8 protein-coding genes are annotated in these 15,553 nt (G+C 67.1%); 5 read left to right on the top strand and 3 right to left on the bottom strand.

Translation table 11 applies throughout. The features are described 5' to 3' along the window. Positions 1 to 14: 14 nt before the first annotated feature. Both R9B84_RS06040 and R9B84_RS06035 read right to left on the bottom strand, forming a co-directional pair. Complete coding sequence (locus R9B84_RS06040) at positions 15 to 1,664, bottom strand: multicopper oxidase domain-containing protein (protein ID WP_423759578.1); 1,650 nt, start codon at positions 1,662 to 1,664, stop codon at positions 15 to 17. 66 nt (positions 1,665 to 1,730) lie between these two features. Further along, positions 1,731 to 3,314: a multicopper oxidase domain-containing protein gene (locus tag R9B84_RS06035; RefSeq protein WP_423759577.1), complete on the bottom strand. Its 1,584-nt coding sequence runs from the start codon at positions 3,312 to 3,314 to the stop codon at positions 1,731 to 1,733. A gap of 964 nt (positions 3,315 to 4,278) precedes the next feature. On the opposite strand from R9B84_RS06035, the gene R9B84_RS06030 reads away from it, so the two are divergent. The 5 genes from R9B84_RS06030 to R9B84_RS06010 all read left to right on the top strand — a co-directional run bounded on the left by R9B84_RS06030 (position 4,279) and on the right by R9B84_RS06010 (position 13,767). Then, positions 4,279 to 5,103 (top strand): IclR family transcriptional regulator, encoded by an 825-nt coding sequence (locus R9B84_RS06030; protein WP_423759576.1) that lies wholly within the window; start codon positions 4,279 to 4,281, stop codon positions 5,101 to 5,103. Positions 5,104 to 5,368: 265 nt separating this feature from the next. Continuing rightward, on the top strand, positions 5,369 to 6,736 hold the full coding sequence (locus tag R9B84_RS06025) for an MdtA/MuxA family multidrug efflux RND transporter periplasmic adaptor subunit (protein WP_423759575.1): 1,368 nt from the start codon (positions 5,369 to 5,371) through the stop codon (positions 6,734 to 6,736). A 15-nt stretch (positions 6,737 to 6,751) separates the two neighbouring features. Further along, positions 6,752 to 9,865 carry an MdtB/MuxB family multidrug efflux RND transporter permease subunit gene (locus R9B84_RS06020; protein WP_423759574.1) on the top strand — a complete coding sequence of 1,038 codons (3,114 nt, stop codon included), beginning with the start codon at positions 6,752 to 6,754 and terminating at the stop codon, positions 9,863 to 9,865. Positions 9,866 to 9,969: 104 nt separating this feature from the next. Then, on the top strand, positions 9,970 to 13,278 hold the full coding sequence (locus tag R9B84_RS06015) for an efflux RND transporter permease subunit (protein WP_423759573.1): 3,309 nt from the start codon (positions 9,970 to 9,972) through the stop codon (positions 13,276 to 13,278). A gap of 105 nt (positions 13,279 to 13,383) precedes the next feature. Then, positions 13,384 to 13,767, top strand: a complete 384-nt coding sequence (locus tag R9B84_RS06010) for a VOC family protein (RefSeq protein ID WP_047900239.1) — start codon at positions 13,384 to 13,386, stop codon at positions 13,765 to 13,767. Positions 13,768 to 13,955: 188 nt separating this feature from the next. On the opposite strand, the gene R9B84_RS06005 is transcribed toward R9B84_RS06010, so the two are convergent. After that, on the bottom strand, positions 13,956 to 15,440 hold the full coding sequence (locus tag R9B84_RS06005) for an NYN domain-containing protein (RefSeq protein WP_423759572.1): 1,485 nt from the start codon (positions 15,438 to 15,440) through the stop codon (positions 13,956 to 13,958). Between the last annotated feature and the right edge of the window lie 113 nt (positions 15,441 to 15,553).

Raw genomic sequence — 15,553 nt, 5'->3', positions numbered from 1 at the left:
CTTTCTCCCCACCCCTAATTGGATTCGTCGATCGGAAATACCGGAGGATCGACGAGCATCATCATCATCATTCCGCCGGGGAAGATGTTGTTCGTCGTGATCTCGCGCTCGTTATGCGAGTGCCACATGAACGCGAAACCTGCTTCCGTTGCTGCCGGGTTCAGCTGTACGCCGCTCGGCGGCGTCGTTCCCGTCGGGGACGTCGCTCGCGTCGTGGCGTCCGGACCGAGATACGGACTGCCGCCATACCAGGCGCCGTTGGTCAGGATGTTCGAGTCCGGCAGCGTGACCGGCCCGCCGCTGGCGACCTTGCCGAACGGCGCCTTCTCGAGCGCCTTGCCGTGGTCCTGGCACCACTCGTAGTAGTTCGGCGCGTTGCGCGGGGCCGGCGGATTCGACGCCGTCGTGTAGTAGCCGTTCGCGTCCGGCACGCACACCGAACCGTCGCCCGCGTAGTGCGCGTAGACGTCCCAGTTCAGGCCCCTGCCGGTCCAGTAGAAAATCCCGTCCATCGTGGCGCCCGGCGTCGTGGTGGTCGTGAACAGCAGCGGGCCGGCCGGCAGCCGCGGGTTCGCCGGGTGGCTCGGGTCGACCGGGCTGAGCAACAGGTTGCCGTCGCGCGCCAGCACGCGCACGTGATTGCCGTGCTCGTGGAACGGATGCTGCCAGCGGCCGGTGCCGATGATCCGCAGCAGCACCAGTTCGCCCGGATGCATGTGCGGGTTGCCGTTATACGGCTGGTGCGGGTACTGCGGCGCGTAGTTCGGATCCATGTCGTCCGGCATCGAACGGCCGTTGACCATGAAATAGGCCGGGTGATAAGGCTCGGTCTCGACGGTCATGCAGCCGGTCGGCTTGGTGCACGACGTATTCGCCGCGACCTGCTGTTCCGCCTGCTGATGGATGCGCGGATCCATTTCGGAGAACTGAAAAAGATACTCACGGTCATAGCACGCTGCGCTGTTGTCGAATGCCGCCACTGCGTTGCGGAAATCGTGCTGGCCGAACGGTCTGCCCGAATCCGGCAGCGCCATGCAGCCCGCCGTGTTGACCGCCGTATTCGGCAGCACGATGATCGCGCCGTACAGCCCCATCTCGATCTGCAGATCGCCCTGCGTGCCGCTGTAGTACGTATGCGTGCCCGGCGTCGCCGCGACGAACGTGTAGGTGACCGTCGCGCCGTGCTGCGCTTCCTGCGCCAGCAGCCCGGCCACGCCGGAGGTGCCGGTGCAGGTCTTGCCGTCCGGGCTCAGGGTCCCGGTGCACACGACGAAGCCGGGAAACAGCATCGACGTGTTGCCGGCCGCGGCCGGCAGGTTGTTGGTGAGCGTCACGGTGATGATGTCGCCCTGCCTGACGATCAGCGTCGGACCGGGAATCTGCATCGTCGGACAGGTTGCGCCGGTAATCGTCGCCGGCGAGAAGACGAGCGGCGTCGCGCTGGTCGCCGCGCAGCCGTAGCCCCACGAATAGACGCTCGTGCCATCGGGCTGCGTGATGCGCGCCTCCTGGGCAGTGAGGTTGAATACCTTGCCGGTGATGCCCGGCGCCGCAGCTTGCGCGTGCATCGACAGCAACGCGGCGAGCGTCGCGACGCCGACGCGGGCGAGCCGTCCAAGGCGGGCGAGCGTCGCGGTCCACGCATGGTGAGTGATGTGTCCCACGGCTTTTCTCCTCAGTGCAGGACTTCCCGGCCGGACCTGCCCGACGACTCGGGCAGGCCCCGGTCATCAAAGAGTGCAATGCTTCGTAATCGGATCCACCGCACTGCAGACGTGAACCTCGGTCATCAGGCCGCCGAAATTCTCCTGGTCGTTCGACAGGTGATCGAGGTTCGGCGTGTACAGGTAGAAAATCTGGCCCGAGTGGTATTTCGACTTGTCGCTGGCGTCGAGAATCAGGTCGAGCGACTCGCCGCCTCCGAGCGTGATCGAATTCGTGTCGTAGGCCATGTTGTTGCCGGCCATGTCGCGCAGCATGCGGGCATTGATCGCGACCACGTGCATCGGAATGCCGAGCGACGCCAGCGTCTGGTATTCGGTCACGTCGAGATCCGAGATCCGCAACAGCGCCCGGCCGCCGGCCGGGATGTTGATCAGCGTCGCCAGCGGCTGCGACGGATGCATCGAGCTGTCCGACGCGGGCGTCGACATCGCCCCTTCGGTCACCGTGTCCGGATAGCTGCGGCCGTTCAGCAGGAAGAACTTGTCCTTCATGTCGGTGAACGGCTCCGGATTGAACGTCATGCCGACGAAGTGGAAATTCGGATCGAAGCCGTGGATCTGGATCGGATACTCGACGTCGTACGCGGTCGAGCCGTCGCCGTCGTTGTATGCGTAGAGCGACAGCGTCTCCGGCACGGTCGGCGGGATGCTCGCGTTCGCCGCGCGCACCAGGCCGTTGTTCTGATGCGGCAGCGGCGTCGAGCACAGGATGTCGTTGCCGCAGCGCGTGCGCAGGTCCGACTGCTGCGTCACCAGCGACTGGTACAGCGAAAGGCCTTTCGGCACGCGGTCCTGGCGCGGCCGCACGTAGATCTGGCCGACCATGCCCATCTGCAGGTGTTCCGGCGGCGTGATGTGGCAGTGCCAGAAATAGGTGCCCGCATCCGGCGCGAGATAGTAGTAGGTGAAGCTCGCGCCGATGTTGATCGCGACCGACGCATCCGGCACGCCGTCATAGAACGACGACGCGTTCGGATAGCCGTGGAAGTGCACCGTGTGCCTTTCGAACAGGTCCGGGCGCATGATCATCCCGACGTTCGTGAGCGTGAGGAAGAACTCGTCGTCCTCGTCGATCGCCATCATCGGCGCCGGCTCGTTGCCGTTCATCACGCCGATGTCCATGATCGGGCGCGGATCGACGTGGCCGGTCAGCGCGCCGCCGGCATCCGGATCGGGGGCCAGGCCGACCGCGCCGTTGTAGGTCGGGTCGGTTCTGGGGTCGCCGACGGTGTTGAACACCGACGCGAGCTCCGTGCCTGGCAGGCCGGCCTGGATGTCCGCGAGCCCGGACAGCGGGCCGAACGCGAACAGGTAGGTCTGCACGCCGTTGGCCATCGTGGCGTAACCGTCGCCGCCCGAGATCTGCTGGCACTTGATCGCGCCGTTCACGGCGCCGGTCGACGTGGAATTCTGGCCCGTGAAGGACGGCTGCGTGTAGGCGGGCTCGCCGACGCCTGGCGCCAGCGCGGTCGGATGGGACGGCGTGGTGGGCGGGCACTGAACACGAAACGACTGGGCAAACGAAGGAACGGCGCACAGGAGGAGCAACAGTGCCGCCACACTGCTGCAATACGCGCGGGTACTGAACATATGACCTCCATCCTAGGGGTCAACCAGCGATACGCGCTGGACGTCATGCTGTGCTGCGGACGCGGGCTGGCGACCTCATCGCACTGACCCGTATCTGGATTCTGAAGATGCACGCGTCAGCCCGGCATGGGGCACCCCCCTACTTTTGCGTAGGGGGGCCCCGGCGAGCGGGTGCGTCATGCTCGGTACGGCGGCGGATGCGAGGCCCGCTGGTCGCGCCCGGCCGGCGCCAGTCGGGCGTGCGGCGGACCGGCGTCGTGCGCCGGAGCAGCGGGCGGATCCGGACGGATCGGGGCTACCTGGCGGACCTGCGATCGGTGTGCGTGCCGCGCGACGGATCATCGGGCGACAAGCGCCCGGACCGGGTCACGGCAGCGTGCGACGGAACATGAAGGGAGTCACGGCAGCCGTCGTCCACGCCGCCCGCCGACGGACTGGCGCGCGCGGTGCGGGGGGAAGGAAGATCGACGGCGTATTGTGGAAAACGTCCCGATAGCCGAAATTAATTAAAATCATGGGCCGGGCAAGGTCGGGCGCGTCGAACGGCGCGGACTTCGCTGCCGTGGAACGGTGTTGTTTCGATCCCGGCCGACTGGACTTTCACCGGACAACGGGCAAAAAAAAGCGCCACGGAGACCGTGGCGCTAAAAAAGTTCTAGCCATTCCGAGGGCCGTGCTAGAACCTGAGAGACTGCGCGAAACATCGTTGCCGGTTAAACTCTTGAAACGATGTTTCGAAAACGTGAGACATTCTTTCCGTTTCCGCCCGACAAGTCAAGCGGTATTTGCACCGGGTCATGCACTTTCCGGCAATGCGCATTTGAGCGTTTTCCTAATAAACCAAGGGTGAACCCGCAAAATCTCATCAAATGACCGGTTCGCCCGCAGAACATGCATCTTTTGACAATCGTCCTACAATACCAACAAAATTGAAATCGAGTTTCGGAAATAGAGAGAGTCCCTCGTGTCGACAACTGTAATCCCTCCCGCGTCGCGGGACCGTGAATCGTCGCCCGACGAGATCACAGCGCTCGCCCGCGGCCTTGCCGTGCTGCGCCGCATCGCGGCTGCCGACGCGCCCGTCAGCAACCGCGAGCTGACCGAACTGACCGGCATCCCGAAGCCGACGGTATCGCGCATCACCGCGACGCTCGTCAGCGCCGGCTTCCTGTTCCAGTTGCCCGACAGCGAGCGCTTCGTGCTCACCGCGTCGGTGCTCGAGCTGAGCCACGGCTTCCTGCGCAACTTCGACATTCGCGCGCGTTCGCGGCCGTTCATGATCGAGCTGGCCGAACGCACGTCGCTGTCCGTGCACCTCGCGGTGCGCGACCGGCTCGACATGGTCGCGATCGACGTGATCCGGCCGCGCTCGGCCGTGCTCGTCACGCGCCTCGAGATCGGCTCGCGGATGGACATCGCGCGCACGGCCGTCGGTCGCGCGTATCTCGCGGCACTCGAGGACGACGAGCGGCGCCTGCTGCTCGACTCGCTGCGCACGACGGCGGGCGACGACTGGCCGCATGTGTCCGCGAGGCTCAATCCCGCGCTCGACGAAGCGATGCGCGACGGCCACGCGATCGCGATCGGCGAATGGCGCGAGGGCCTGAATGCGGTCGCGGCCGGTTTCGTCGGCCCGTCCGGCCAGCGCTATTCGGTGAATTGCGGCGGCGCGTCGCACCAGTGTCCACCGGAATGGCTACAGGAACATGTCGTGCCCGCACTGCACGAATGCATCGCGAGAATCACCCGCGAGATCGGCGGCGCGCCGGCCCGGCGCATCAGCGTGTAATCGTTCCGTCATCGTCCTGTCGCGCTTTGTCGAGTTCTGTAACGACCGTAACCCGTTGAAAGATAGAGCGCTGGACTGTAACGGGGACGGGACGTAGGATCATGCCCATCGTCGCGCCGCATTCGCGGTGCGCACCGCTCTTTTCCCGCGCGGGTCGGGAGGGCCCCGGACCGAGCCGGGCTGCCCCTCCCGGCACCGCTCGCCCACGCGCAGCCATGAGCAGTCCGAATCCCGGCACGCCGCGCCGTCTTCCTGACAGAACCCGATGGATAACGAACAAAAGCCCACGCCCCCTTCGAAAGACCCCGCCTCCCCCACCGCACGGCGCCCGCGCCGCACGCTGATGATCGGGACGCTCGCGGCAGTCGTCATCGGCGGCCTGTTGTGGTGGCAACCGTGGAACCGCACGCCGGCGGCAGGCAGCGCAGCGGCCGGCGCAAGCGCCGGCAGTGCTGCCAGCAGCGGCGCCGGCGGCCATCGCGGCCGCGGCGGCCCCGCCGCGATGGCGAACGTTCCGCAGCCCGTGTCGGTCGCGACCGCGACGCAGGGTGAAATGCCGATCGTGCTGTCCGCGCTCGGCACCGTGACGCCGCTCGCGAACGTGACGGTGAAGACACAGTTGTCGGGCTACCTGCAGTCGGTGTCGTTCCAGGAAGGCCAGATCGTCAAGAAAGGCGACGTGCTCGCGCAGATCGACCCGCGCCCGTACCAGGTGTCGCTCGAGAACGCCGAAGGCACGCATGCGCGCGACTCGGCGTTGCTCGCGACGGCGCGCCTCGACCTGAAGCGCTACCAGACGCTGCTGTCGCAGGACTCGATCGCGTCGCAAACCGTCGATACGCAGGCTTCTCTCGTCAAGCAATACGAAGGGGCGGTGAAGACCGACCAGGCCGCGATCGATTCCGCGAAGCTGAACCTCACGTATGCACGCATCACGGCGCCCGTGTCGGGCCGCGTCGGCCTGCGCCAGGTCGACCCCGGCAACTACGTGACGCCGGGCGACAGCACCGGCATCGTCGTGATCACGCAGCTGCAGCCGATGAGCGTGATCTTCACGACGTCGGAAGACAACCTGCCGCAGATCCTCAAGCAGGTGAACGCGGGCCAGAAGCTGTCGGTCACCGCGTACAACCGCAACAACACGGTGCCGCTCGAGACGGGCTCGCTCGCGACGCTCGACAACCAGATCGACACCAGCACCGGCACGGTCAAGCTGCGCGCGAACTTCGATAACAAGGAAGGCATGCTGTTCCCGAATCAGTTCGTGAACACGCGGCTGCTCGTCGACGTGATGCGCAACGCGACGATCGTGCCGACGTCCGCGGTGCTGACGGGCTCGATCGGCCAGTTCGTCTACGTCGTGAAACCCGACAACACGGTGACGGTGCGCAAGGTCAAGATCGGCCCGGTCGACGGCGAGCGCACCAGCATCGTCAGCGGCATCGCGCTCGGCGAACGCGTCGTCACCGACGGCTCCGACCGCCTGCGCGAAGGCGCGACGATCTCGATCCCGGCCGACAAGCCGAAAGGCGCGTCGGGCGCGCGCGGCGCCGGCGCGGCGTCGGGTGCATCGGGCGCCGACGGCCATCGCGGCGAACACAAGCACGGTGCGTCGCAAGCAGCGGCCCAATAACGCGCGGGCCGCTCGATGAATCCGTCCCGCCTCTTCATTCTCCGGCCAGTCGGCACCGCCCTCCTGATGGCGGCGATCATGCTGGCCGGCCTGGTCGCGCTGCGCTTCCTGCCGCTCGCGGCGCTGCCCGAAGTCGACTATCCGACGATCCAGGTCCAGACCTTCTACCCGGGCGCGAGCCCGGAGGTGATGACCTCGTCGGTCACCGCGCCGCTCGAACGGCAGTTCGGGCAGATGCCGTCGCTGAACCAGATGTCGTCGCAAAGCTCGGCCGGCGCGTCGGTGATCACGCTGCAGTTCTCGCTCGACCTGCCGCTCGACATCGCCGAACAGGAAGTGCAGGCCGCCATCAACGCGGCCGGCAACCTGCTGCCGTCCGACCTCCCCGCCCCGCCGATCTACGCGAAGGTCAACCCGGCCGACGCGCCGGTGATCACGCTCGCCGTCACGTCCAGGACACTGCCGCTCACGCAGGTGCAGGATCTGGCCGACACGCGCCTCGCGATGAAGATCTCGCAGATCGCGGGCGTCGGCCTCGTCAGCCTGTCGGGCGGCAACCGCCCGGCCGTGCGGATCCAGGCGAACCCGACCGCGCTCGCGCAGTACGGGATGAACCTCGACGACCTGCGCACGACGATCTCGAACCTGAACGTGAACACGCCGAAGGGCAACTTCGACGGCCCGACGCGCGCCTACACGATCAACGCGAACGACCAGCTCACGAGCGCCGACCAGTACAACAGCGCCGTCGTCGCCTACAAGAACGGCCGCCCGGTGATGCTCACCGACGTCGCGACGGTCGTCGCCGGCTCGGAGAACACCAAGCTCGGCGCGTGGGTGAATTCGGAGCCCGCGATCATCCTGAACGTGCAGCGCCAGCCCGGCGCGAACGTGATCCAGACGGTGGACGCGATCAAGGCGCAGTTGCCGAAGCTGCAGGAAACGCTACCGGCCGCGCTCGACGTGCAGATCGTCACCGACCGCACGACGATGATCCGCGCGGCCGTGCGCGACGTGCAGTTCGAACTGCTGCTCGCGGTCGGGCTGGTCGTGCTGGTGATGTACCTGTTCCTCGCGAACGTCTACGCGACGATCATCCCGAGCCTGTCGGTGCCGCTGTCGCTGATCGGCACGCTCGCGGTGATGTACCTGGCCGGCTTCTCGCTGAACAACCTGTCGCTGATGGCGCTCACGATCGCGACCGGCTTCGTCGTCGACGACGCGATCGTGATGATCGAGAACATCGCGCGCTACGTCGAGGAAGGCGAATCGGGGCTCGAGGCCGCGCTGAAGGGCTCGAAGCAGATCGGCTTCACGATCATCTCGCTGACGGTGTCGCTGATCGCGGTGCTGATCCCGCTGCTGTTCATGGGCGACGTGGTCGGGCGCCTGTTCCACGAGTTCGCGATCACGCTCGCGGTGACGATCGTGATCTCGGCGATCGTGTCGCTCACGCTCGTGCCGATGATGTGCGCGAAGCTGCTGCGCCATTCGCCGCCGCCGGAGAGCCACCGCTTCGAGGCGCGCGTGCACCAGGCGATCGACTGGGTGATCGCGCGCTACGCGGTCGCGCTCGAATGGGTGCTGAACCGCCAGCGCTCGACGCTCGTCGTCGCGCTGCTGACGCTCGTGCTGACCGGCCTGCTCTACGTGTACATACCGAAGGGCTTCTTCCCCGCGCAGGATACCGGCGTGATCCAGGCGATCACGCAGGCGCCGCAATCCATCTCGTACGGCGCGATGGCCGAACGCCAGCAGGCGCTCGCGGCCGAGATCCTGAAGGACCCGAACGTCGAGAGCCTCACGTCGTTCATCGGCGTCGACGGCAGCAACATCACGCTGAACAGCGGCCGGATGCTGATCAACCTGAAGGCGCGCGACGCGCGCACCGAGACGGCCGCGCAGATCATCCGCGACCTGCAGCACCGCGTCGCGAACATCACGGGCATCTCGCTGTTCATGCAGTCGGTGCAGGACCTGACGATCGACTCGACCGTCAGCCCGACGCAATACCAGTTCATGCTGACGAGCCCGAATTCGGACGAATTCGCGACCTGGGTGCCGAAGCTCGTCGCGCGGCTGCAGCAGGAGCCGTCGCTCGCCGACGTCGCGACCGACCTGCAGAGCAACGGCCAGTCCGTCTACATCGAGATCGACCGCGCAAGCGCCGCGCGCTTCGGCATCACGCCGGCGACCGTCGACAACGCGCTGTACGACGCATTCGGCCAGCGCATCGTGTCGACCATCTTCACGCAGTCGAACCAGTACCGTGTGATTCTCGAGTCCGAGCCGAAGGAGCAGCACTACGCGCTATCGCTGAACGACATCTACCTGCCGTCGGCCGGCGGCGGCCAGGTGCCGCTGTCGTCGATCGCGTCGTTCCACGAGCGGCCGTCGCCGCTGCTGGTCGCGCACCTGTCGCAGTTCCCGTCGACGACGATCTCGTTCAACCTCGCGGCCGGCGCGTCGCTCGGCGAAGCCGTCAAGGCGATCGAGGCCGCCGAGAAGGACATCGACCTGCCCGCGTCGTTCCAGACGCGCTTCCAGGGCGCGGCACTCGCGTTCCAGGCATCGCTGTCGAACCAGGTTTTCCTGATCCTCGCGGCGATCATCACGATGTACATCGTGCTCGGCGTGCTGTACGAGAGCTACATCCACCCGATCACGATCCTGTCGACGCTGCCGTCGGCCGGCGTCGGCGCGCTGCTCGCGCTGATGATCACCGGGCACGATCTCGACATCATCGGGATCATCGGCATCGTGCTGCTGATCGGCATCGTGAAGAAGAACGCGATCATGATGATCGACTTCGCGCTCGAGGCCGAACGCGTCGAAGGCAAGCCGCCGCGCGAGGCGATCTTCCAGGCGTGCCTGCTGCGCTTCCGGCCGATCCTGATGACGACGCTCGCCGCGCTGCTCGGCGCGGTGCCGCTGATCGTCGGCTCCGGCGCGGGCTCCGAGCTGCGCCAGCCGCTCGGGATCGCGATCGCCGGCGGCCTGATCGTGTCGCAGGTGCTGACGCTGTTCACGACGCCCGTGATCTACCTCGGCTTCGACTCGCTCGCGCGCCGCGTGCGCGGCTGGTTCGAACGCCACGGCCCCGGTGCCGGCACGCGCACGGATGCGTAAATGAAACGACCCCCACGCTCACTTCGTTCGCGTGGGGGGGCGCAGCCCCCCCATCTCCCGAAAACGCATCCGTCGGAACACGCGGCGGCCCAGCGAGTGCCGACATGAACCTGTCGCGCCCCTTCATCACCCGCCCCGTCGCGACGACGCTGCTCGCGCTCGGCGTCGCGCTCGCGGGCCTGTTCGCGTTCATCAAGCTGCCGGTGTCGCCGCTGCCGCAGGTCGACTTCCCGACGATCTCGGTGCAGGCGTCGCTGCCGGGCGCGAGCCCCGAGACCGTCGCGACCAGCGTGACGAGCCCGCTCGAGCGGCACCTCGGCTCGATCGCCGACGTATCCGAAATGACGTCGACGAGCACGGTCGGCAACGCGCGGATCATCCTGCAGTTCGGCCTGAACCGCGACATCGACGGCGCCGCGCGCGACGTGCAGGCCGCGATCAACGCGGCGCGCGCCGACCTGCCCGCCGCGCTGAAGAGCAACCCGACCTACCGCAAGGTCAACCCGGCCGACTCGCCGATCATGATCGTGTCGCTGACGTCGGAGACCTCGTCTCCCGCGAAACTGTACGACGCCGCATCGACGGTGCTGCAGCAGTCGCTGTCGCAGATCGACGGGATCGGCCAGGTCTCGGTGAGCGGCTCCGCCAACCCGGCCGTGCGCGTCGAGCTCGAACCGCAGGCGCTGTTCCACTACGGGATCGGCCTCGAGGACGTGCGCGCGGCGCTCGCGTCCGCCAACGCCAACGCGCCGAAGGGCGCGATCGAATTCGGCCCGCAGCGCTACCAGCTCTATACGAACGACCAGGCCTCCGACGCGTCGCAGTACCGCGACCTCGTCGTCGCCTACCGCAACCGCGCGGCCGTGCGGCTGTCCGACCTGTCCGACGTCGTCGATTCGGTCGAGGACCTGCGCAACCTGGGCCTCGCGAACGGCAAGCGCGCGGTGCTCGTGATCCTCTACCGCTCGCCCGGCGCGAACATCATCGACACGATCGACCGCGTGCGCGCGGCGCTGCCGCAGCTCACCGCGTCGCTGCCGGCCGACATCACGGTCACGCCCGTGCTCGACCGGTCGACGACGATCCGCGCGTCGCTGAAGGACACCCAGCACACGCTGCTGATCGCGGTCAGCCTCGTCGTGATGGTCGTGTTCCTGTTCCTGCGCAACTGGCGCGCGACGCTGATCCCGAGCGTCGCGGTGCCGATCTCGATCATCGGCACGTTCGGCGCGATGTACCTGCTCGGCTTCTCGATCGACAACCTGTCGCTGATGGCGCTGATCGTCGCGACCGGCTTCGTCGTCGACGATGCGATCGTCGTGCTCGAGAACATCTCGCGGCACATCGAGAACGGCAAGTCGCGGAGGCAGGCCGCGTTCGACGGCGCGCGCGAGGTCGGTTTCACGGTGCTGTCGATGAGCATCTCGCTCGTCGCGGTGTTCCTGCCGATCCTGCTGATGGGCGGCATCGTCGGGCGCCTGTTCCGCGAGTTCGCGCTGACGCTGTCGCTCGCGATCGCCGTGTCGCTCGCGGTATCGCTCACCGTCACGCCGATGATGTGCGCGCGCCTGCTGTCCGAGTCGCACGACCCGCAAGACGAAGGCCGCTTCGGGCGCTTCCTCGAGCGCTGCTTCGCGCGCATGCAGCGCGGCTACGAACGCTCGCTGTCGTGGGCGCTGCGCCGGCCGCTGCTGATCCTGCTGACCCTGTTCGCGACGATCGGGCTGAACGTCTACCTGTACATCGTCGTGCCGAAGGGCTTCTTCCCGCAGCAGGACACCGGGCTGATGATCGGCGGCATCCAGGCCGACCAGTCGACGTCGTTCCAGGCGATGAAGCTGAAGTTCTCCGAGATGATGCGGATCGTGCAGGCGAACCCGAACGTGAAGAGCGTCGCGGGCTTCACCGGCGGCACGCAGACCAACTCGGGCTTCATGTTCGTCACGCTGAAGGACCGCACCGAGCGCAAGCTGTCGGCCGACCAGGTGATCCAGCGACTGCGCCCGCCGCTGGCGGACGTCGCGGGCGCGCGCACGTTCCTGCAGGCCGCGCAGGACATCCGCGTCGGCGGCCGGCAGAGCAACGCGCAGTACCAGTTCACGCTGCTCGGCGATTCGAGCGCCGACCTGTACAAGTGGGGGCCGATCCTGACCGAGGCGCTGCAAAAGCGCCCCGAACTGACCGACGTGAACTCCGACCAGCAGCAAGGCGGCCTCGAGGCGATGGTGACGATCGACCGCGCGACGGCCGCGCGGTTCGGCATCAAGCCCGCGCAGATCGACAACACGCTGTACGACGCGTTCGGCCAGCGCCAGGTCTCGACGATCTACAACCCGCTGAACCAGTACCACGTCGTGATGGAAGTCGCGCCGAAATACTGGCAGAGCCCCGAGATGCTGAACCAGGTGTGGATCAGCACGTCGGGCGGCAGCGCGAACGGCTCGCAGACCACCAACGCGGCGGCCGGCACTTACGTCGCGACGTCGGCCGGCACGTCGAGCGCCGGCACGGCCACGCAGAGCGCCGCGGCGATCGCGTCCGATTCCGCGCGCAACCAGGCGCTCAACTCGATCGCGGCCAGCGGCAAGTCGAGCGCGTCGTCGGGCGCGTCCGTGTCGACGTCGAAGTCGACGATGATCCCGCTGTCGTCGATCGCGACGTTCGGGCCGAGCACGACGCCGCTGTCGGTCAACCACCAGGGGCTGTTCGTCGCGACGACGATCTCGTTCAACCTGCCGCCCGGCGTATCGCTGTCGCAGGCGACGCAGGTGATCTACCAGACGATGGCGCAGGTCGGCGTCCCGCCGACGATCGTCGGCAGCTTCCAGGGCACCGCACAGGCGTTCCAGCAGTCGCTGAACAACCAGCCGATCCTGATCCTCGCCGCGCTGCTGGCCGTCTATATCGTGCTCGGGATCCTGTACGAGAGCTACATCCACCCGATCACGATCCTGTCGACGCTGCCGTCGGCCGGCGTCGGCGCGCTGCTCGCGCTGCTGCTGTTCAAGACCGAGTTCAGCATCATCGCGCTGATCGGCGTGATCCTGCTGATCGGCATCGTGAAGAAGAACGCGATCATGATGGTCGACTTCGCGATCGACCAGACGCGCAACAACCGGAAGTCGTCGTTCGACGCGATCCACGAGGCGTGCCTGCTGCGCTTCCGCCCGATCATGATGACGACGATGGCGGCGCTGCTCGGTGCGTTGCCGCTCGCGTTCGGCAGCGGCGACGGCGCCGAGCTGCGCGCGCCGCTCGGGATCGCGATCGCCGGCGGCCTGATCGTGTCGCAGGTGCTGACGCTCTATACGACGCCGGTCGTCTATCTGTACATGGACAGGCTGCGCGTGTGGGTCGAGAAACGGCGCAACCGCCGCGGGAATTCGGGCGGTCCGGCGATCGCCGGGGAATGATGGCAGCGGCCGCCCGTCAGGCGGCCGCTTTCCGCGCTTGAACGCCGGCTGCGATCGGCTATCGTGTTTCCATGCCCACCGCGGTGCCCGTCACGGGAACACGCCATGAATGTCCAGCTCAACCATACGATCGTCTGGTGCCGCGACAAGCGCGCGTCGAGCCGCTTTCTCACCGAGCTTCTGGAATTGCCGCCGCCGACGCCGTTCGGCGCGATGCTGGTCGTGCCGCTCGACAACGGCGTGTCGCTCGATTTTTACGAAAAGACGGGGGAGATCGCGGCGCAGCATTACGCGTTCCTGACCGACGAAGCCGGCTTCGATCGCGTGTTCGCGCGCATTCGCGAGCGCGGGCTGCCGCACTGGGCCGATCCGGCCAAGCGGCAACCCGGCGACATCTACCGCCACAACGGCGGCCGCGGCGTGTATTTCGACGATCCGGACGGCCACTTCCTCGAAGTGATGACGCGGCCGTATGCGCTGAACGGCTAGCAGGCTGTTGAAAAGCGCCTCGCTTTGGCGATCGGGGCACTGTTTAAAAGGGTTTCGTATGCGATTGGCCGCTGAGTTGCAGACGGATCGTGCCGGATGCCCCGCTGGCGAGCAGGCACGCGTTGCGCCGGCCGGTATTGCGCGGGCCGGGTGCCGCCGCGTTCTCGACGACCCCGGCCCGGCTGCGGTTACTCGGTAGCCGCGGCCGTCTTGCGCGGACGGCGCGCACGCGGTGCCGCCTTGCGGGCCGGCTTCTTCGGCTTGGCGGCGGCCGGTGCGTCGGCAGCCGATTCAGCAGCCGATTGAGCGGACGAATCTACCGGCGCCACGTCATGCGACGGCTGCGCGGCGGCAACCTCGGCGCCGGAATCGCCGGCTGCCGGCTCGGCGTGCGTCACCGCGGCATGCCGATCATCGCCGTGCTCCGCGTCGCGATGGGCGTCGTCGCCATGCTTGTCGTGCGCGTGCTTGTCGCCACCGTGCTTCGCCGCGCCATGCGCGGTGTCGTCCGGCTTCCCGGCCTCGTGACGGCCGGCGTTCTTCGCGGCGGCGCCCTTCTTCGCGCCGGTCTTCTTCGCCGCGCTCTTGCGTGCACGCTTGCGGCCGTCGTTCGCGTCGCCGTGCGGTTCGGCCACGTCGGCCGTGACGGCCGGCGCGACCGCCGCTGCGTCGGCGACTTCGGCAACGACCGCCTCTTCCGCCTCGACCTGCACGCTTTCGTGCACGACCGCTTCCGCCCGGTGCCCGCGACGTCGCGGCTCGCGCCCGGCCCGCGCCGGCTCGGCCGCCCGCTGGCCGTGGTGCGCGGCGGCGCCTTCACCGCCCGCCGCGAGCTGCTCCGCAGCCGCCGGCTGGCGTGCCCGCGACACGAACGCGCCCGACTTGTCGTCGCGCCCCACTTCGAGCAGGCCGCGCGCCTGCGCCTCGTCGAGCAGGTTGCCGAACGCGCGGAACCCGTAGTACGACTCGTTGAAATCGGGCTTGCGGCGCTTGATCGCGCTCTTGAGCACCGACGCCCAGATCTTGCCGACGTCGTCGCGCTCCGACGCGAGCGCGTCGAACGTTTCGACCGCCAGCGCGATCGCCTCGGCCTTGCGCGCGTCCATGTCGTGCTTGCGCGACGGCTCGTCGGGCCGCTTCGCACCACCGTTGCCGGCGCGCTGCTGTTGTTCGCGCTTCGCGAGCGTGCGCTGCTGCTCGCGCACCAGGTCGTCGTAGAAGATGAATTCGTCGCAGTTCGCGACCAGCAGGTCCGACGTCGATTTCTTCACGCCGACGCCGATCACCTTCTTCGCGTTCTCGCGCAGCTTCGACACGAGCGGCGAAAAGTCCGAATCGCCGCTGATGATCACGAACGTATCGACATGCGACTTCGTGTAGCAGAGGTCGAGCGCGTCCACCACGAGCCGGATGTCGGCCGAATTCTTGCCAGACTGGCGCACATGCGGAATCTCGATCAGCTCGAAGCTCGCCTCGTGCATCGACGCCTTGAAGCCCTTGTAGCGATCCCAGTCGCAATAGGCCTTCTTCACGACGATGCTGCCCTTCAGCAGCAAGCGCTCCAGCACGGGCTGGATGTCGAATTTCTCGTACTTCGCGTCGCGCACGCCGAGCGCGACGTTCTCGAAGTCGCAGAACACGGCCATGCTGACGTTGTCCAGGGGTAATGCCATGTGTACTCCAACCGGTTGGCCGACGCGTGATAGGGCGTAGCGGCGAAAAATGCATCGCGCACATGATAGCCGGTCGGCGCGTCATTCCCGAATCCGCGTGAACGAATGACCGC

Origin of the sequence: Burkholderia sp. NLJ2, assembly GCF_049487195.1 — a bacterium.
In the GTDB taxonomy this organism is placed as follows: domain Bacteria; phylum Pseudomonadota; class Gammaproteobacteria; order Burkholderiales; family Burkholderiaceae; genus Burkholderia; species Burkholderia pyrrocinia.
This window is presented reverse-complemented; position numbering and strand designations above follow the sequence as displayed.